General features: G+C 30.7%; 18 protein-coding genes and 1 pseudogene. All 19 read left to right on the plus strand.

The features are described 5' to 3' along the window. Positions 1 to 48: 48 nt before the first annotated feature. Positions 49 to 1,005, plus strand: coding sequence for a thymidylate synthase (locus tag HMPREF2881_RS05950; protein WP_002455336.1), 957 nt, complete (start codon positions 49 to 51; stop codon positions 1,003 to 1,005). Between the two features lie 41 nt (positions 1,006 to 1,046). Then, on the plus strand, positions 1,047 to 1,523 hold the full coding sequence (locus tag HMPREF2881_RS05955) for a dihydrofolate reductase (protein ID WP_070653675.1): 477 nt from the start codon (positions 1,047 to 1,049) through the stop codon (positions 1,521 to 1,523). A gap of 21 nt (positions 1,524 to 1,544) precedes the next feature. Further along, entirely contained in the window at positions 1,545 to 2,390 is an 846-nt protein-coding gene (locus HMPREF2881_RS05960; RefSeq protein ID WP_002449849.1) for a DegV family protein, read from the plus strand. A 102-nt stretch (positions 2,391 to 2,492) separates the two neighbouring features. Beyond that, complete coding sequence (gene msrA, locus HMPREF2881_RS05965) at positions 2,493 to 3,020, plus strand: peptide-methionine (S)-S-oxide reductase MsrA (protein WP_002449733.1); 528 nt, start codon at positions 2,493 to 2,495, stop codon at positions 3,018 to 3,020. Next, positions 3,013 to 3,441, plus strand: coding sequence for a peptide-methionine (R)-S-oxide reductase MsrB (gene msrB / locus HMPREF2881_RS05970; protein ID WP_002488510.1), 429 nt, complete (start codon positions 3,013 to 3,015; stop codon positions 3,439 to 3,441). The genes msrA and msrB overlap by 8 nt, the downstream gene beginning before the upstream one ends. 12 nt (positions 3,442 to 3,453) lie before the next feature. Then, a complete protein-coding gene (locus HMPREF2881_RS05975; RefSeq protein WP_002449797.1) occupies positions 3,454 to 3,954 on the plus strand; it encodes a PTS sugar transporter subunit IIA in 501 nt (166 codons plus the stop codon). After that, positions 3,954 to 4,175 (plus strand): YozE family protein, encoded by a 222-nt coding sequence (locus HMPREF2881_RS05980; protein ID WP_002449915.1) that lies wholly within the window; start codon positions 3,954 to 3,956, stop codon positions 4,173 to 4,175. Before HMPREF2881_RS05975 ends, HMPREF2881_RS05980 begins: the two co-directional genes overlap by 1 nt. A gap of 284 nt (positions 4,176 to 4,459) precedes the next feature. Next, positions 4,460 to 5,845, plus strand: a pseudogene (locus HMPREF2881_RS05985) (S41 family peptidase); the annotation flags it as partial. Positions 5,846 to 5,862: 17 nt separating this feature from the next. Next, positions 5,863 to 6,366 (plus strand): GNAT family N-acetyltransferase, encoded by a 504-nt coding sequence (locus HMPREF2881_RS05990; protein WP_002449870.1) that lies wholly within the window; start codon positions 5,863 to 5,865, stop codon positions 6,364 to 6,366. Positions 6,367 to 6,384: 18 nt separating this feature from the next. Further along, the gene (locus HMPREF2881_RS05995; RefSeq protein ID WP_002449788.1) at positions 6,385 to 7,452 is read left to right on the plus strand and encodes an undecaprenyldiphospho-muramoylpentapeptide beta-N-acetylglucosaminyltransferase; all 1,068 of its coding nucleotides are present in this window, start codon (positions 6,385 to 6,387) and stop codon (positions 7,450 to 7,452) included. Positions 7,453 to 7,469: 17 nt separating this feature from the next. Beyond that, positions 7,470 to 8,093: a phosphatase PAP2 family protein gene (locus HMPREF2881_RS06000; RefSeq protein WP_002488540.1), complete on the plus strand. Its 624-nt coding sequence runs from the start codon at positions 7,470 to 7,472 to the stop codon at positions 8,091 to 8,093. Positions 8,094 to 8,418: 325 nt separating this feature from the next. After that, positions 8,419 to 9,078, plus strand: coding sequence for a response regulator transcription factor (locus HMPREF2881_RS06005; protein WP_002449906.1), 660 nt, complete (start codon positions 8,419 to 8,421; stop codon positions 9,076 to 9,078). A 50-nt stretch (positions 9,079 to 9,128) separates the two neighbouring features. Beyond that, a complete protein-coding gene (locus HMPREF2881_RS06010) occupies positions 9,129 to 10,436 on the plus strand; it encodes a HAMP domain-containing sensor histidine kinase (protein ID WP_369962953.1) in 1,308 nt (435 codons plus the stop codon). A gap of 170 nt (positions 10,437 to 10,606) precedes the next feature. Beyond that, positions 10,607 to 13,414 carry a 2-oxoglutarate dehydrogenase E1 component gene (locus HMPREF2881_RS06015; protein WP_002449843.1) on the plus strand — a complete coding sequence of 936 codons (2,808 nt, stop codon included), beginning with the start codon at positions 10,607 to 10,609 and terminating at the stop codon, positions 13,412 to 13,414. An 11-nt stretch (positions 13,415 to 13,425) separates the two neighbouring features. Continuing rightward, entirely contained in the window at positions 13,426 to 14,733 is a 1,308-nt protein-coding gene (odhB, locus tag HMPREF2881_RS06020) for a 2-oxoglutarate dehydrogenase complex dihydrolipoyllysine-residue succinyltransferase (protein ID WP_002488556.1), read from the plus strand. A 593-nt stretch (positions 14,734 to 15,326) separates the two neighbouring features. Beyond that, positions 15,327 to 16,136, plus strand: coding sequence for a VOC family protein (locus HMPREF2881_RS06025; protein WP_002455346.1), 810 nt, complete (start codon positions 15,327 to 15,329; stop codon positions 16,134 to 16,136). A gap of 34 nt (positions 16,137 to 16,170) precedes the next feature. Further along, a complete protein-coding gene (locus tag HMPREF2881_RS06030) occupies positions 16,171 to 16,374 on the plus strand; it encodes a DUF6501 family protein (protein WP_037554552.1) in 204 nt (67 codons plus the stop codon). Positions 16,375 to 16,492: 118 nt separating this feature from the next. Beyond that, positions 16,493 to 17,284 carry an ATP-binding protein gene (locus HMPREF2881_RS06035; protein ID WP_002488526.1) on the plus strand — a complete coding sequence of 264 codons (792 nt, stop codon included), beginning with the start codon at positions 16,493 to 16,495 and terminating at the stop codon, positions 17,282 to 17,284. A gap of 12 nt (positions 17,285 to 17,296) precedes the next feature. Next, a complete protein-coding gene (locus HMPREF2881_RS06040) occupies positions 17,297 to 19,186 on the plus strand; it encodes a vWA domain-containing protein (protein ID WP_002449795.1) in 1,890 nt (629 codons plus the stop codon). The last annotated feature ends 19 nt before the right edge of the window (positions 19,187 to 19,205 follow it).

The following is a 19,205-nucleotide window of genomic DNA, read 5'->3' on the forward strand; positions in this document are numbered from 1 at the left end:
TTTTCTAGTATAATGATAATTAATATAAAATTTAGGAGAGATGTACATATGCTCAATCCTTTTGATTCGGCTTATCACGATTTATGTAATGACATTTTAGAAATTGGTAATCAACGTGATGATAGAACACATACAGGTACCATTTCTAAATTTGGACATCAAATCCGCTTCGATTTAACGAAGGGATTCCCTTTACTCACTACAAAAAAAGTATCTTTCAAACTTATTGCTACTGAGTTATTGTGGTTTATAAAAGGAGATACTAATATTAAGTATTTATTAAAATATAATAATAATATTTGGAATGAATGGGCTTTTGAAAAATATATTCAATCTGAAGATTATCATGGTCCAGATATGACAAATTTTGGACATCGTTCTCAAAAAGATGAAAATTTCAATAAAATGTACCAACAGGAAATGAAAAAATTTAAAGAGAAAGTGTTAAATGATGATACTTTTGCTAAAAAATATGGTGATTTAGGACATGTCTATGGAAAACAATGGCGTGATTGGGTAGATCAATATGGTAATCATTTCGATCAGCTTAAAACAGTTATTCAACAAATTAAGACAAATCCTAATTCGAGAAGACACATTGTTTCAGCATGGAATCCGACTGAAATTGATAGTATGGCATTACCACCATGTCATACAATGTTTCAGTTCTATGTACAAGATGGCAAATTAAGTTGTCAACTTTACCAACGTAGTGCAGATATTTTCCTAGGTGTGCCTTTTAATATTGCAAGTTATGCATTACTTACGCATTTAATTGCTAAAGAATGTAATTTAGAAGTTGGAGAATTCATTCATACTTTTGGAGATGCACATATTTATTCTAATCATATAGAGGCAATCAAGACTCAACTTTCTAGAGAAAGTTTTGCACCTCCTACATTAAAAATAAACTCTGAACAATCAATCTTTGATATTAATTATGAAGATTTAGAACTTGTAGATTATCAATCTCATCCAGCAATTAAAGCGCCCATTGCTGTGTAATCTATCTTTAATTAAAAATAAACTAAAAGGGGATATGATAAATGACATTGTCAATTTTAGTGGCACATGATCAACAACGTGTCATTGGTTATAAAAATGCTCTACCATGGCATATTCCAAATGATTTAAAACATGTAAAACAACTCTCAACTGGCCATACACTTGTAATGGGTAGAAAAACATTTGAATCTATTGGCAAACCATTACCAAATAGAAAAAATGTAGTTTTAACTCGTGATAACAATTTTAAACCTGACGGCGTTGAAGTGATTCACACAATAGATGATATCTACAACTTAGAGGGTCATGTTTTTATTTTCGGTGGCCAAACATTATTTGAAGTAATGATTGATAAAGTTGACGATATGTATATCACTGTAGTAGACGGAAAACATCAAGGTGATATATTTTTCCCTCCCTACACATTTGAAGATTGGACGGTTGCATCTTCTGAAGAGGGTCAACTTGATGAAAAAAATACTATTCCACATACCTTTTTACATTTAGTACGAAAATAAAATAAACTAAGAGGAGAAATTATGACTAAACAAGTAATCGTTACAGACTCTACCTCAGATTTATCAGCTGAATATTTAAATCAACATAACATACATGTCGTTCCATTAAATTTAACTATTGATAAAGAATCATTTGTAGATCAAGTAGATATCTCATCTGAGGAGTACATTAAACGTATTGAAGAAAACGCTGACGTCAAAACGAGTCAGCCATCAATTGGTAAATTTATTGAATTATATGAACAACTTGATAATGACAATGACGATGTAGAAATCTTTAGTATTCATATGTCTTCAGGATTAAGTGGAACATATCAGACTGCTTTACAAGCGAGCAATATGGTTGAAGCAAAAGTAAATGTGATTGATTCAAAATCAATTTCATTTGGATTAGCATACCAAATTCAACGTTTAGTAGAACTTGTAAATACTAATCTTTCAAGTATAGAAATTATTAAACATATTTCAAACTTGCAGAAAAATATTAAACTATTTGTTGTTATTGGCCAACTCAATCAATTAATTAAAGGTGGACGCATCAGTAAAACAAAAGGTTTAATCGGAAATATAATGAAAATAAAACCGATAGGAACACTTAGAGAGGGATATTTAGAAATCGTACATAATTCTCGTACTCAAAATTCTAGTATTCAATATCTAAAAAAAGAAATTGCTAAATTTATTGAAAATCATACTATTCAATCGATTGGTATTGCACATGCAAATACGATTGAATTTGTTGAAAAAGTAAAAAATCAATTTAATGAAGCATTTGGACAACAAAGCTATGATGTTAATGTAACGACACCAGTCATTTCTACACACACTGGTCAAGGCGCTATCGGTCTTGTCGTAGTTAGAGGATAATAGATAAATAATAGGTCACTTAAGTTATTGATTTCTGAGTTAATTACTTTAATTTAATATCATTATATCGTAAATTTAAAGAAAGATAGAGGAGGTAATATAATGGCATATGCAACATTAGCAGGAGGATGTTTCTGGTGTATGGTTAAACCCTTTACATCTTACCCAGGTATTGAAGATGTCGTATCAGGTTATAGCGGCGGAGATATAGAAAATCCAACGTATGAACAAGTATGTTCAAATCAAACGGGTCATAGAGAAGCAGTTCAAATTACTTATAATCCAGATATTACGTCATTTGAAAATATTTTAGATGTTTACTTTAAAATATTTGACCCGACAGATAATAAAGGGCAATTTTTTGATAGAGGCGAAAGCTATGAACCAGCAATATTTTATCACGATGAACAACAAAAAAAGGCTGCCGAATTAAAAATCCAACAACTAAATGAAGAAGGTATTTTTAAAAAACCAATCATCACACCAGTTCTTCCTTACAAAAACTTTTATCCAGCAGAAGATTACCATCAAGACTATTATAAAAAAAATCCTATGCATTATGAGCAATATCAACGCGGTTCTGGTAGAAAAGCATTTATAGAATCACATTGGGGGTCTCAAAATGATTAAAAAAGATAAAAGCGAATTAAATGATATGGAGTATCTTGTTACTCAAGAAAATGGTACAGAACCTCCTTTTCAAAATGAATATTGGAATCATTTTGATAAAGGAATATACGTAGATAAAATTTCTGGTAAGCCTTTATTTACTTCTGAAGAGAAATTTGAATCTGATTGTGGTTGGCCGAGTTTCTCAAAAGCATTAGATGATGATGAAATTGTTGAACTCGTAGATAAATCATTTGGTATGATTCGAACTGAAGTTAGATCAGAAGATGCTAACAGTCATTTAGGTCACGTATTCAATGATGGCCCAAAAGAAAGTGGCGGATTGCGTTATTGTATTAATTCTGCAGCCATTCAATTTATTCCATACGAAAAATTAGAAGAATTAGGATATGGCGATTTGATTCCACATTTTAATAAATAGGAGCGATGAATAATGTTTAAAAAATTATTTGGTAAAGATAAAGAAGTCAATAAAGAAACTCAACTATATGCACCATTAACAGGTGAATATGTCAAAATTGAAGATATACCAGATCCTGTATTTGCCCAAAAAATGATGGGTGAAGGTTTCGGTATTAATCCTACTGAAGGTGAAGTAGTTTCCCCAGTTGCTGGAAAAGTTGATAATGTTTTTCCAACAAAACATGCAATTGGTTTAAAAACTAAAAATGGTCTTGAAATTTTAGTACACATTGGTTTAGATACGGTGCAGTTAGACGGTGAAGGATTTAATGTACTTGTTAGCAGTGGTGATACAGTACAAGTAGGCGACCCTCTACTCAAATTCGATTTAGAATTTATTAGAAATAATGCCAAATCAGTTATTTCACCTATTATTATTACAAATTCTGATCAAACAGAATCTATTTCACTCGATGATGTTAAAGCTGTTATTAAAGGTGAAACTAAAGTTGTCGATGTGACAATGAGCTAATGAAAGATCATTCATTTTATCAATTTGCCTTAACGGTTAGAGGACGTAAAGATGATAAAGGTGAATTAGCCGAAGACATTTTCAATGACTTATCGTTTCCAAAACATGAAAGTGACTTCAACATATTATCAGACTATATCGAAATGCAAAGTGACATTACGTTACCTATGTCCGTATTTGATGATTTATATGAAGAATATACAGAATGGTTAAAATTCTAATTTAAATTCGTTTTATGTCTAAATATGATATGGAGTGGCATATAAATCTTAATTTTAGATTTATATGCCACTCTTTTTATTTTTATCTAATTAAGAAATACAATTTCTTATAATTTGCGTTTGCTCAAAAATAAAGACATACTAGGTATGTCTTTATAAAAAATGATAAGAGACAAGATGTAATTAGAGGAAGTGATTTTATGAATAATCATTCTGAGGAGCACCATGACGGACAATCAGATGAAAAAAGATATGCATCTACTAAAAAAAAGATGCATTTGACAATATGGCAGTTTATCTTAATTTTATTAAGTGTTATTATCATTACAACGATTATAGCTGTATTTGCGACGATAGGAATCAATCATAAATTAAGTGGTTTAACTAAAGAAGAACGTCAAGAAATGAAAAAAATAGAATTTGCATATAAAACGTTAGATACAGATTATTACAAAAAACAAAACTCAAGTAAACTTTCTGAAGCTGCGATTAATGGTATGGTAAAAGAATTAAAAGATCCATATTCTGAATACATGACAAAGTCTGAAACAAAGAGCTTTAATGAAGATGTATCTGGAGATTTTGTAGGTATTGGTGCAGAAATGCAAAAGAAAAATAAAGATATTATGATTACAAGTCCCATGAAAGATTCTCCTGCTGAAAAAGCTGGCCTTCAACCTAAAGATATTGTCACAAAAGTTAATGGCAAGTCAGTGGTAGGTAAACCTTTAGATCAAGTTGTTAAAGTGGTAAGAGGTAAAGAAGGCTCAAATGTTAAGTTAACTATTAAACGCGGTTCTGAAGAAAAAGATATTAACATTAAACGTGGTAAAATTCATGTTAAAAGTGTGGAATATAAGAAAAAAGGTAACATAGGTGTATTTACGATTACTAAATTCCAACAGAATACTGCGGGTGAATTAAAATCTGCAATTATAAAAGCTCATAATGCTGGTGTTCGAAATATCATCTTAGACTTGCGTAATAATCCAGGTGGATTATTAGATGAGGCAGTTAAAATGGCTAATATTTTTATTGATAAAGGTCAGACTGTTGTTCAACTTGAAAAAGGCAATGATAAAGAAGCAATTAAAACTTCTAATGATGCTTTAAAAGATGTTAAAGATATGAAAGTGAGTATTTTAGTAAATGAAGGTTCCGCAAGTGCGTCAGAGGTCTTTACAGGAGCAATGAAAGATCATCATAAAGCTAAAGTGTATGGCTCAAAAACATTTGGTAAAGGAATCGTTCAAACCACACGAGAACTTAAAGATGGCTCATTATTAAAATATACACAAATGAAATGGTTAACACCTGATGATCATTATATTCATGGAAAAGGTATTAGACCAGATGTTACAATTGATTCTCCTAAGTATCAATCATTAAGTGTTATTCCGTCTGATAAAACATATTCTGTTGGCGATAATAATAAAAATGTTAAATCAATAAAAATTGGTTTAGATGCTTTAGGTTATTATAACGGAGATGAATCAAACCAATTTGATAATCAATTAGCTAATACTATTAAACTATTCCAATCAAATAATCAACTATCTGAAACGGGAAAATTTGATACCAAAACAAATGAAAAATTCACTCAATTATTAGTTGAAAAATCAAATAATGAAGACACGGTCTTAGATAAATTATTAAAATTAATAAAATAGAAAGGAATATCTATTATATGATTAGACTAGGTAAACATGAAGATATTAATCAAATCGAAATATTAGTGTCAGAAGCAAAAGATTTAATGAAATCATTTGGGAATAATCAGTGGGACGATAAGTACCCAACTCCTGAACATTTTAAGGCAGATATTGATACTAAGACGTTGTATGTTTTAGAAGAAAATAACACTATTTATGGATTTATTGTTGTCGACCAACAACAATCAGAGTGGTATGATAATTTAGAATGGCCAATTGATAGAAATAACGCTTATGTTATTCATAGATTAGTTGGTTCTAAAGATTATAAAGGTGCAGCAACTCAATTATTTGATTTTGCAGTTAAATTAGCAGAAGAACATCATATCCATGTGATTCTGACAGATACTTTTGCATTAAATAAACCTGCTCAAGGTTTATTCGAGAAATTTGGTTTCCAAAAAGTAGGAGAAACAGAAATTGACTATCATCCATTCAATAGAGGCGCACCATTCTATGCATATTATAAAAACATATAAGAATAGAGGTTAATAATCATGTCTAAAATTGCGTTTACCGGAGGCGGCACAGTAGGCCATGTGTCTGTGAACTTAAGTTTAATTCCAACTGCATTAGAAAAAGGACATCAAGTTTTTTATATTGGCTCTAAAAACGGAATTGAACGAGAAATGATTGAATCACAAATTTCGAATATTAAATATTACCCAATTTCAAGTGGTAAACTACGTCGTTATTTATCTTTTGAAAATGCAAAAGATGTTTTTAAAGTATTAAAAGGTATCTTAGATGCCCGTCGCGTTCTAAAAAAAGAAAAGCCTGACTTATTATTTTCTAAAGGAGGATTTGTTTCTGTTCCTGTTGTTATAGCAGCACGTTCATTGAATATTCCTACCATTATTCATGAATCAGATTTAACTCCTGGTTTAGCAAATAAAATATCTTTAAAATTTTCAAAAAAAATATATACAACATTTGAAGATACGCTTAAATATCTACCTAAAGATAAAGCTGATTTTGTAGGAGCAACAATTAGAGAAGATTTAAAAGAAGGTAATCAACAAAAAGGTTATGAAATAACAGGGTTTGATTCAGATAAAAAAGTATTACTTGTTATGGGTGGTAGCCTAGGTAGTAAAAAATTAAATGATATTATTAGAGATAATCTTGAAGCTTTACTACATGATTATCAAATCATTCATTTGACGGGGCATGGATTAGTAGATGAGTCTTATAAACAAAAAGGATATATCCAATATGAATTTGTTAAAGAAGAATTAACGCATTTATTATCGATTACAGACACAGTCGTAAGTCGTGCAGGTTCTAATGCTATCTATGAATTCTTGACTTTAAGAATCCCAATGTTGCTAATACCACTAGGACTTGATCAATCTAGAGGAGATCAAATTGACAATGCTAAATATTTTGAATCCAAAGGATATGGAAAAATGATTCCAGAAGATCAACTTACACAATTCAAATTACTCGAACAACTAAAACAAATTGAGTCTCACCGTAATGATATTATTCATCAAATGGAATCTTATAAAGAAAGTTATACTAAAGAAGACTTATTTAATAAAATCTTGAACGATGCGCTTTAATATAGGAGGACCAATTGATGAATAGAACGAAACGCATTACATTGCTCATTGTTTTTACATTAATCTTTGGCATCATTGCATTTTTCCATGAATCACGTTTAGGCAAATGGATTGATAATGAAGTATATGAATTTATTTATGCATCGGAGAGTTTTATTACTACATCTATTTTATTAGGTGCAACAAAAATTGGGGAAGTATGGGCAATGGTTTGTTTGTCATTAATGCTTGTTGCTTATTTAATGCTTAAACGTTACAAAATTGAAGCTTTATTTTTTGTTATCACTATGTCACTATCAGGTATATTAAATCCTTTACTAAAAAATATTTTTGATCGCGAACGTCCAACATTACTACGTTTAATTGATATTTCTGGATTTAGTTTTCCTAGTGGACATGCAATGGGTTCGACTTCATTTTTTGGAAGTGCAATGTATATTGCCCAACGTAGAGCATCAGGAAGTACAAAAGGTGTTATTATCGGACTATGTGTGGCACTTATTTTACTCATTTCTATTTCAAGAGTTTATTTAGGCGTACATTATCCAACTGATATTATTGCAGGAATCATCGGAGGTGCTTTCTGTATCGTTCTTTCAACTTTAGTATTAAAAGGATTATATGAGCCTACAATCTTATAAACAATAAATAAGTGCGCCTTATTTGGCGCACTTATTTATTATTTACGTATCGTTTTAAAACGAACGTTTATTAATATTTACGGACACATAAATTAAGGGGGGAATGGCTTGAAAATGATTATAATTCTAAGTATTTTGAATTATAGGGGAAACTTAGAATTAATTGATAATCATTTTCAATTAATATTATAACTTATTGATAATGATTGTCAATTAAAATTTTACTTTTTATTTTATTCATTCTAGTAACAAATAATTTTTATGATAAAATATTGGTTATATTACGAGAAGTCATACGTTTATTAAAAAAGAGGTGTCTGAAAAAATGACTAATATTTTAATCGTAGAAGATGAACAAAATTTAGCCAGATTTCTTGAATTAGAATTAACACATGATGGTTATAAAGTAGACATCGAATATGATGGGGAACCTGGTTTAGAAAAAGCATTAAATAACGATTTTGATTTAATTATTTTAGATTTAATGTTACCAAATATAAATGGACTAGAAATTTGTCGACGTGTACGCCAAGTGCAATCAACACCAATTATTATCATCACTGCTAAAAGTGATACTTACGATAAAGTGACTGGATTAGATTATGGTGCAGATGACTATATAGTAAAGCCCTTTGAAATTGAGGAACTTTTTGCAAGAATTCGCGCTGTATTACGTCGTCAGCCTCATAAAGATATTATCGATATCAATGGTATCAGAATAGATATTGATGCATTTAAAGTAACTGTTGATGGCAAGCAATTAGATTTTACTAAAACTGAATATGATTTATTGTATCTATTAGCAACGAATCGCAATCACGTATTACAACGTGAACAAATTTTAAATCATGTATGGGGATACAATAGTGAAGTAGAAACGAATGTGGTTGATGTATACATCAGATATTTAAGAAATAAATTGAAACCTTTTAATAAAGAGAAAGTCATTGAAACTGTTCGTGGTGTAGGATATGTGATTCGATAATGAAAAATCATACATTACAATATAAATGGATGACAATCACTACATTGATTATGTTTACGACAATTATTTTATTTTGTCTTATTATTATATTTTTCTTAAAAGATACTTTAAGAGAAGGAGAAGTGGAGGAAGCAGAACATAGTTTAAGTGATATTGTCAATTTAATTCAAACGCGTCCGATTAATAATATATCGATATTAGATTTAAGTGCTTCATTAGAAAATTATGAAGAAGTCATTATTTACAATCATATAGGTCAAAGAATAATGAAATCATCTAATGAAAGTACAATTCAGTTTATACCTAACAACAATTTACAAAAAACCGATCGAATTCAGGTAATGCGAAATAATGGAAAAGAATATTTAGTTATTACTGAACCACTTCATAGTCCAAACTTTAAAGGTTATAGCGTACTTATTCATTCTCTTGAGCATTATAACAACTTAGTAAAATCACTTTATATTATTGCTGTTGTTTTTGGTCTACTCGCTACAGTGATTACTGCATGTATTAGCTATTTCATTTCTAAAAACATTACAAAACCGCTAGTAACAATGTCTAATAAAATGAATCAAATACGACGCGATGGTTTTCAAAATAAATTAGAACTTGATACAAGTTATAAAGAAACAGATAATTTAATAGAAACTTTCAACGAAATGATGTATCAAATTGAAGCCTCTTTTAATCAACAAAGACAATTTGTTGAAGATGCTTCTCATGAGTTAAGAACACCACTTCAAATCATTCAAGGCCATTTAAATTTAATTAAACGATGGGGTAAGAAAGATCCTGACATTTTAGAAGAATCTTTAAATATTTCATTAGAAGAAATGAATCGAATTACAAAGCTAGTAGAAGAATTATTATTATTAACCAAAGATAAAGTAAATATGCAATCCTTAGAAAAAGAGGACGTTGATATCAATGAAGAAATTCAATCACGAATTAAGGCACTTCAACAACTGCATCCAGATTATTTATTTGAGATTGAATTAGAACAAAAACCTTTAGTTTTACAAATTAATCGTCATCAATTTGAACAATTAATCTTAATTTTTATAGACAATGCTATGAAATATGATAAAGAGAGAAAGCATATATGTATTAAAACACAATTGCGTAATAAACAAATAAGTATTGAAATTACCGATCACGGCTTAGGCATACCAAAAGAAGATCAAGAATTTATTTTCGATCGTTTCTATAGAGTAGATAAATCTAGAGCAAGAAGCCAAGGTGGTAATGGTTTAGGGCTTTCAATTGCTGAAAAGATTGTGAGTCAATATGGAGGTTACATTTCTGTAGATAGTGAACTTAATCAATTCACAACATTTAAAATCAATTTTAAATAAAAACACAGATGATAATAATCTGTGTTTTTTTATTAATATAAAATTAAAAAAATTTATCTTTATTGAATTTTTTCTTTTTACATAATATTCAGTCAATAGTCTTTATCAATAGTCAAAATAGTGCTATGATAGTTTTGTAAGCGGTTTAACTATTTTGTGGAGGGTATAAAATGGCAAAGGATAAAAGGGATGTTACGGAAGCTCCAGTAAATTTTGGGGCAAATTTGGGTCTTATGCTCGATTTATATGATGATTATCTTCAAGACCCAACTTCTGTCTCAGATGATTTACAAGTGCTTTTTAGTACAATAAAAAATGGCGAAGCACAAATTAAAGCTAAGTCTACCACAGATGGGAGTGGTACTTCAGCAGATGATAGCACAATCAAACGTGTCATGCGATTAATTGATAATATTAGACAATATGGTCATCTAAAGGCTGATATTTATCCTGTAAATGCGCCTAAAAGAACGCATGTCCCAAAATTAGAAATTGAAGATTTTAATTTAGATAAAGAGACATTAGAAAATATTTCATCTGGTATCGTATCAGATCACTTTAGTGATATATACGATAATGCTTATGAAGCGTTAAAGCGTATGGAAAAGCGTTATAAAGGCTCTATTGCGTTTGAGTACAATCATATTAACAATAATAAAGAACGTACTTGGCTAAAACGTCGTATTGAAACACCTTATAAAGCTACTATTAATAGTGATGAAAAAATCAACTTATTTAAAACACTTGCTCATGTTGAAGGTTTTGAAAAATATCTACATAAGAACTTTGTCGGAGCAAAACGTTTCTCAATTGAAGGTGTAGATACATTAGTGCCAATGTTGCAACATACATTGAAGCGTGCTGCTCAAGAGGACATTCAGAATATTCAAATTGGAATGGCACATAGGGGACGTCTCAATGTTTTAACACATGTATTAGAAAAACCTTATGAAATGATGATTTCAGAATTTATGCACACGGATCCAATGAAATTCTTACCTGAAGATGGCAGTTTAAAACTTACTGCTGGTTGGACAGGAGACGTTAAATATCACTTAGGTGGCGTAAAAACTACTTCTTCATATGGTATTGAACAACGTATTTCTTTAGCAAACAATCCTAGTCACCTAGAAATTGTAGCACCTGTAGTTATAGGAAAAACACGTGCTGCTCAAGATGATACACATCATGCGGGTGGACCAACTACAGATTTTCATCACGGTATGCCAATTATTATTCATGGAGATGCTGCATATCCTGGTCAAGGTATCAATTTTGAAACAATGAATTTAAGTAATTTAGATGGTTATTCAACTGGCGGATCACTACATATAATTACAAATAACCGAATTGGTTTTACAACTGAACCTATTGATGGTCGTTCTACAACGTATTCATCAGACATCGCTAAGGGTTATGATGTACCTATTCTTCATGTGAATGCAGATGATGTAGAAGCGACAATTGAAGCCATTGATATTGCTATGGAATTTAGAAAAGAATTCCACAAAGACTTTGTCATTGATTTAGTAGGTTATCGTCGATATGGACATAATGAGATGGATGAACCATCTATTACAAATCCAACATTATATCACAATATTAGAAAGCATGATTCAGTTGAAGTGATTTATGGAAATAAACTTGTAGATGAAGGTATTTTAACGAAAGAACAAATGTCTGAAATGATTGATTCTGTACAAAAAGAAATGCGTACTGCTCAAGATAAAATTGATAAATCAGATAAAATGAATAGTACTGCAATGAATAAACCAGAATCGCTTCAGTTGCCTTTACAAAGTGATGAAAAAGAGTTTAGCTTTGAACATTTGAAAGAAATTAATGATGCAATGTTAAACTATCCTGAAGATTTCCATGTATTTAGAAAATTAAATAAAGTATTAGAAAAACGTAGAGAGCCTTTTGAAAATGAAAATGGTCTAGTTGATTGGGCTCAAGCAGAACAATTAGCTTTTGCAACAATTGTTCAAGATGGCATATCAATTCGTTTGACAGGTCAAGATAGTGAACGTGGTACATTCAGTCACAGACATGCTGTACTACATGATGAAGACAATGGCAATACGTATACACCGCTTCACCATGTACCAAGTCAAAAAGCAACATTTGAAGTGCATAACAGTCCATTATCAGAAGCTGCAGTCGTAGGCTTTGAATATGGATATAATGTTGAAAATAAAAATAGTATGAATATTTGGGAAGCCCAATATGGAGATTTTTCAAATATGGCACAAATGATGTTTGATAATTTTATGTCATCTGCCAGAGCTAAATGGGGCGAGCGTAGTGGTCTAACTTTATTCTTACCACACGCTTTTGAAGGTCAAGGTCCTGAACATTCATCAGCACGTTTAGAAAGATTCTTACAACTGGCGGCTGAAAATAATAGTACAGTGGTCAATCTATCAAGTTCTAGTAACTACTTCCATTTATTACGTGCACAAGCTAAAAGTTTAAATACTGAAGCGATGAGACCATTAATTGTGATGTCACCTAAGAGTTTGCTAAGAAATAAAACAGTGGCTAAGCCAATTAGTGAATTTACAACTGGCGGTTTCAAACCAATTATTGTTGAAGATGCTCAAAAAGCTAAAGTAACAAAAGTCATTTTAGCTTCTGGAAAAATGTTTATTGATTTAAAAGAAACATTAGCAAAAGAACCTAATGAAAATATACAACTTATTGCTGTGGAAAGATTATATCCTTTCCCAGAGGAGGACATTAAAAAAGCTTTAGAAGAATTACCAAATTTAGAATCTGTTGCTTGGGTTCAAGAAGAACCTAAAAACCAAGGCGCATGGTTATTTGTTTACCCATATCTTAAATCTATTGTTGGACATCAATATAATTTAAGTTATCAGGGTAGAATACAACGTGCAGCACCTGCCGAAGGTGATGGAGAAATTCACAAACTTGTTCAACATAAAATTATTGAAAATAGTGTCAAAAATAACTAGGGGGAAATATAATGGCAGAGGTAAAAGTTCCAGAATTAGCAGAATCAATTACAGAAGGTACAGTTGCAGAGTGGCTAAAAAACATAGGGGATAATGTTGAAAAAGGAGAAGCTATTCTTGAATTAGAAACTGACAAAGTGAATGTTGAAGTTGTATCTGAAGAAGATGGTATACTTCAAGAACAACTTGCATCTGAAGGCGACACTGTAGAAGTGGGCCAAGCTATTGCAATTGTCGGTGAAGGTAAAGGTAGTACAAGTAGTTCAAGCGAATCACAAAATAACGATTCAAATTCTGAAAATGAAAACACAAAAACAGATTCTTCAGAAACTAATTATTCAACACCACGCACTTCTACTGAAGCACAAGGTAGCGATACAAGTTCAAATGACGACTCAGAATCAATCAATAATAAAAGAGTGAATGCAACACCATCAGCACGTCGTCATGCTCGTAAAAATGGTATTGATTTAAATGAAGTAGCTGGAAAAGGTAGCGATGTGATAAGAAAAGAAGATGTTGATAATAGTCAAAAACCAAGTCAATCTAATCAAAATACTCAACCTAATTCACAACAAGAAACATCTAAAAAATCAACTGCTAATACGCCTAATAAACCAGTGATCCGTGAAAAAATGTCTAGAAGAAAGAAAACAGCTGCAAAAAAATTATTAGAAGTATCTAATAATACCGCAATGCTCACAACATTTAATGAAGTTGATATGACAAATGTAATGGAATTAAGAAAACGTAAAAAAGAACAATTTATTAAAGATCATGACGGCACTAAATTAGGATTTATGTCATTCTTTACTAAGGCAGCAGTAGCAGCACTCAAAAAATATCCAGAAGTTAATGCTGAAATTGATGGAGACGATATGATTACTAAACAATACTATGATATTGGTATTGCTGTTTCAACAGATGATGGATTATTAGTACCATTCGTTAGAGATTGTGATAAGAAAAACTTTGCTGAACTAGAAAAATCAATTGCAGATTTAGCAGTAAAAGCACGTGATAAAAAACTTGGATTAGATGATATGGTAAATGGTTCATTTACCATCACTAATGGTGGTGTATTTGGTTCTATGATGAGTACACCAATTATTAATGGTAATCAAGCTGCTATCTTAGGTATGCATTCAATTATCACTCGTCCAATTGCTATTGATAAAGATACAATCGAGAACCGACCAATGATGTACATTGCATTAAGCTATGACCATAGAATTATTGATGGCAAAGAAGCAGTTGGATTCTTAAAAACAATTAAAGAGCTTATCGAGAGCCCAGAAGACTTATTATTAGAATCTTAATTTCGTTTATTAAAGAGCTAAATATATTGAAACCTTAATCAAAAATTGATAAAGAGTAGAATAAGTTCATAATGAATTTATTCTACTCTTTTTATGTTTTAGTTATATTAGTATTAAAAAAATTGAGAATATAAAAAATAACAGAGAAGCGCATCCCTCATTATCCATTTATGACTTTTCCAAAGCAGATGCTAATATGTATAAAAATGATAAATTAAGTATTATATTTGGACAAAAAACAACAAATATTTTTAAGGATATTCCAAACGAATTCATAAAAAAATAATAGTCATTAAAGCTACAATAAGTTAAAAACGAACTTTATATAATTTATCAAGTTTGTTTTAAGACAATTAAATAACCTATGATATATCCCCCCTACCTATATAAAACAAAGTAGGGGAGGGATAAAATATATATATTATCTTATATATATTTTATTTATTATACACACTTTAATCATATATAATATTTTTATTTACGTATATTTTATAATAAAAAACAATACTCTTATTTAAGAGTTCAACATATTATTCATATATAAAATACGTTATAATGTTTAAGAAAAGATATATAAATGGGAGTGTCGATGAATGAGTGGACTAAGAAGTGTTACGATTGGAACAAGTGATCTCTCAAAAACACAGAATTTATTTCATAATATTTTAGGTCTTAATGTTGCAACAAAAAGACAAGCATTACGTTTTGGTGATGCTGAATTAAATCCTGGTACAAGACTTCACTTTGTAGAAGTTCCTAATCCTAATTATAGAAATGTACATATATCAAGCGTGGGATTAAGAACACCATCGAATGCTGGTTTAGAAGAATACCAACAAATATTAGAAAAAAATAATATTCAATTTAGTTCAATCACTGAATTAAACGGTAATCAGCACTTTAATTTTAAAGATGATAATCATCAAATTTTTGATATCTATTCTAATGAACTGAATGTTGGTGTTGGATTAGGCACACCTACTTTTGAAAGTGCTGTTAATCCTCTTCATCAAATTCAAGGATTGGGACCAGTAATTATTAAAGTAAACGAATTATTGGTTACAACTTCTATCTTTAAAAATGTATTTAATTTAACGCATTATGCTGAATATGAATCTACTGAATTTCCTGATCAAACTGTCCAGGTATTTAAAATCGGAGATGGTGGACTTGGTGGAGAAATTCATTTATATCAATCTAATGATCAAGTTGAATTAAAAGAAGAAGGAATTGTGGAACAAATTGAATTCAGTACAAATTCAACTGAAGACTTTGAACATGCACAAAAAGAACTGGATGAAATAGGTATTCCTTATCAAATATTAAATCAAGGTGATGCTCAATCGTTACGCATTACTGAAGGTAGCGGCATCTCTTTCATATATACTTTAGAAAAAAATTAATATAAATCATTTTATTGGAGGATTTAAAATGGGAATGTTACATGAAGATTGGAAATCACGCACACCAATTAAACAAGTGATGGTAGTTAATACTGATGCAAAAAAATTCACAGTATCAGATATGCTTACTATTGGAAAACAATATGATGTCATCAATGAAACTGAAGAATATTATCAAATCATTGATAACTCTGATCTAGTAGGTGGTTATTACAAAGATTATTTTAAAGAAGTTTAAATACATTCAATTTCTAAAAAGATAACGATTAAATTAAGACTCAGAGTGATGTGCCAATATCTATACATTTATACACGCTCTTGGTCTATTTTTTCATCTTATAAAGGAGAATATTAAAATGCCAAATAATCATTATATCAATTCAGATCAATCTGTATTCAATGATGCAAAAGCATTGTTTAATTTAAATAAAAATATTTTATTAAAAGGCCCTACAGGCTCTGGTAAAACACGATTAGCTGAAACTTTAAGTGAAGTGGTCCAAACGCCGATGCATCAAGTTAACTGTTCTGTTGATTTAGACGCAGAGAGCTTATTAGGTTTTAAAACAATAAAAACAAATGAACAAGGTCAACAAGAAATTATTTTTATTGACGGCCCAGTTATAAAAGCCATGCGAGAAGGTCATATCTTATATATTGATGAAATCAATATGGCTAAACCTGAAACATTACCTATTTTAAATGGTGTATTAGACTATAGACGTCAGTTAACCAATCCTTTTACTGGAGAAGTAATTAAAGCAGCCCCTGGTTTCAATGTAATTGCTGCGATAAATGAAGGCTATGTTGGGACATTACCAATGAATGAAGCATTAAAAAACCGCTTTATTGTCATACAAGTTGATTACATTGGAGGAGACATTCTTAAAGATGTCATTAAACAACAAAGCCAACTTCAAGATGATGATATAATTAAAAAAATCATTAAATTTAATGAAGACTTACGTACAATGTCAAAACAAGGACAAATTTCAGAAGAAGCAGCTAGTATTCGTGCGTTAATTGACTTAAGTGACTTAATTACAGTTATGCCAATAGAGAGAGCAATTAAGCGTACAATTATCGATAAACTTGAAGATGAACGCGAACAGCAAGCCATCAGAAATGCAATCGAACTAAACTTTTAGAGAGGGATTATTATGAGTGATCGTTTTATAAAATTTAATGATGAGCAGCTAGATGCTAAGCAAGTCATGATGTTACAAGATTTAGCGCGCTTACTACTGAAAAACGAACAAACTAAAGTAAAAATTCAAAAGTTCCCTTATTATGATCCTATTAATAATACTTTAATTACAAGTTGGTTTTGGTCTCATCGTCCAAAAGATATTGAAAGTGCAGGGTTAAAAACAGATGTTATGCTCGCTGCATATGGTTATAAAATGATGGACGAAGCTATCGTAAATGAAGTCCTTCATGATAATGAATTTAGCCATCCCAAATTTTATCATCAACTCTTTAGATTGCTAGAAGATATGCGCGTTTTTAATTTTATTAAAGTGGATCGGCCTAGCACTGCTAAACAAATTGATTTAAGAGTGAAAACTCGATTATCTTATACGGAATCACAAATTAAATTCTATAAAACAAAAACGGTATATACAGATTTACTTTTCTTATATTTAGAGCGAGCATTTTTAAGTCAAAACTTCTTTGATATACCCACGATACATCCACAATTAGATGACATATTAAATCATATGTTTCAATATTTACCTGATTTTTTCCAAAATGAATCATCTGAAGATAATATGTATCTTGCACAACGTATCATGTTCCAAATCGATGAAATGTTATCACATGATATGTTAAATGAATATTATCATCTTCCTAGAAAAGTATATGAAGCTATTCATGAAATGTCTTATGAGGATATTAAACGTATGGATGCAAGTAACGTTGATGGGCAAGATAATACAAATCAAGAAACTGACACTACATCAGCCGAAGCTGAAACAAACGCTCAAGATAGTAAATCTGAAGGTGGCGCTTATCTTGAAATGGAATTACATGAAGGTGAAAATAGTGACGTCATGAGTGATAACGACACTGCACGTGAAGGTGATTCAACTGATGATATGACAGATATGATGACGAAAAAAGGACGTGGCTCTAATCATTCACTTGATCGTGACGAAGGCGGTTCTATAGGTTCTAATCCATCATTTGCTTTACGTGGTATTAATGAAAATGTCGAAATAGAATGGAAAGTGCCTGATATAGAGCCAGAGTATATTTCAAGCTACCAACAAGTTAAAAATGAAGTACAATTTGAAACTAAAGATTTAATTCAGATTATAAAGAAAACCATCGATAGAGAACACGTGGACGAACGTCATAATTTGACTAAAGGTCGTCTTCAACGTGATTTAACCAATTGGTTTATTGATGATCAATATAAATTGTTTTATAAAAAACAAGACCTTAGTAAAACATTCGATGCGACTTTTACATTACTGATTGATGTATCTGCTAGTATGTTCGATAAAATGGAAGAAACGATTAAAGGCGTCGTATTATTTCATGAAACATTAAAAGCACTCAACGTTAAACATGAGATACTTGCTTTTAATGAAGATGCTTTTGACTCTGATGATCGAAAACAACCTAATATCATTGATGAAATCGTTCATTACGATCGCTCCATCATAGAAAAAAGTGGACCACGCATTATGTCATTACATCCTCAAGATGATAATAGAGATGGCGTAGCTATACGAATTGCAAGTGAACGTTTATTAAGAAGAAGTCATCAACAACGTTTCTTAATTATCTTTTCAGATGGGGAACCTTCAGCATATAACTATGCTCAAGACGGCATTTTAGATACGTATGAAGCTGTGGAAATGGCACGTAAATTTGGAATCGAAGTATTTAATGTCTTTTTAAGCCAAGATCCTATTACTGAAGATATTGAAGAAACCATTCATAATATTTATGGACAATTTGCATTATTTGTAGAAGGTGTTGAAAATTTACCGAGTCACTTATCACCATTGCTAAAAAAATTGTTATTAAAATCTTTTTAATCATAATCAATAATTAAAC

The sequence above is a fragment of the Staphylococcus sp. HMSC057A08 genome (genome assembly GCF_001812925.1).
Classification (GTDB): Bacteria; Bacillota; Bacilli; order Staphylococcales; family Staphylococcaceae; genus Staphylococcus; species Staphylococcus hominis.

What these genes read in the sequence shown, in the direction of transcription:
- HMPREF2881_RS05950 (WP_002455336.1), top strand. Translation starts at nt 49, where the DNA reads ATGCTCAATCCTTTTGATTCGGCTTATCACGATTTATGTAATGACATT.
- HMPREF2881_RS05955 (WP_070653675.1), top strand. Translation starts at nt 1,047, where the DNA reads ATGACATTGTCAATTTTAGTGGCACATGATCAACAACGTGTCATTGGT.
- HMPREF2881_RS05960 (WP_002449849.1), top strand. Translation starts at nt 1,545, where the DNA reads ATGACTAAACAAGTAATCGTTACAGACTCTACCTCAGATTTATCAGCT.
- msrA (WP_002449733.1), top strand. Translation starts at nt 2,493, where the DNA reads ATGGCATATGCAACATTAGCAGGAGGATGTTTCTGGTGTATGGTTAAA.
- msrB (WP_002488510.1), top strand. Translation starts at nt 3,013, where the DNA reads ATGATTAAAAAAGATAAAAGCGAATTAAATGATATGGAGTATCTTGTT.
- HMPREF2881_RS05975 (WP_002449797.1), top strand. Translation starts at nt 3,454, where the DNA reads ATGTTTAAAAAATTATTTGGTAAAGATAAAGAAGTCAATAAAGAAACT.
- HMPREF2881_RS05980 (WP_002449915.1), top strand. Translation starts at nt 3,954, where the DNA reads ATGAAAGATCATTCATTTTATCAATTTGCCTTAACGGTTAGAGGACGT.
- HMPREF2881_RS05990 (WP_002449870.1), top strand. Translation starts at nt 5,863, where the DNA reads ATGATTAGACTAGGTAAACATGAAGATATTAATCAAATCGAAATATTA.
- HMPREF2881_RS05995 (WP_002449788.1), top strand. Translation starts at nt 6,385, where the DNA reads ATGTCTAAAATTGCGTTTACCGGAGGCGGCACAGTAGGCCATGTGTCT.
- HMPREF2881_RS06000 (WP_002488540.1), top strand. Translation starts at nt 7,470, where the DNA reads ATGAATAGAACGAAACGCATTACATTGCTCATTGTTTTTACATTAATC.
- HMPREF2881_RS06005 (WP_002449906.1), top strand. Translation starts at nt 8,419, where the DNA reads ATGACTAATATTTTAATCGTAGAAGATGAACAAAATTTAGCCAGATTT.
- HMPREF2881_RS06010 (WP_369962953.1), top strand. Translation starts at nt 9,129, where the DNA reads ATGTTTACGACAATTATTTTATTTTGTCTTATTATTATATTTTTCTTA.
- HMPREF2881_RS06015 (WP_002449843.1), top strand. Translation starts at nt 10,607, where the DNA reads ATGGCAAAGGATAAAAGGGATGTTACGGAAGCTCCAGTAAATTTTGGG.
- odhB (WP_002488556.1), top strand. Translation starts at nt 13,426, where the DNA reads ATGGCAGAGGTAAAAGTTCCAGAATTAGCAGAATCAATTACAGAAGGT.
- HMPREF2881_RS06025 (WP_002455346.1), top strand. Translation starts at nt 15,327, where the DNA reads ATGAGTGGACTAAGAAGTGTTACGATTGGAACAAGTGATCTCTCAAAA.
- HMPREF2881_RS06030 (WP_037554552.1), top strand. Translation starts at nt 16,171, where the DNA reads ATGTTACATGAAGATTGGAAATCACGCACACCAATTAAACAAGTGATG.
- HMPREF2881_RS06035 (WP_002488526.1), top strand. Translation starts at nt 16,493, where the DNA reads ATGCCAAATAATCATTATATCAATTCAGATCAATCTGTATTCAATGAT.
- HMPREF2881_RS06040 (WP_002449795.1), top strand. Translation starts at nt 17,297, where the DNA reads ATGAGTGATCGTTTTATAAAATTTAATGATGAGCAGCTAGATGCTAAG.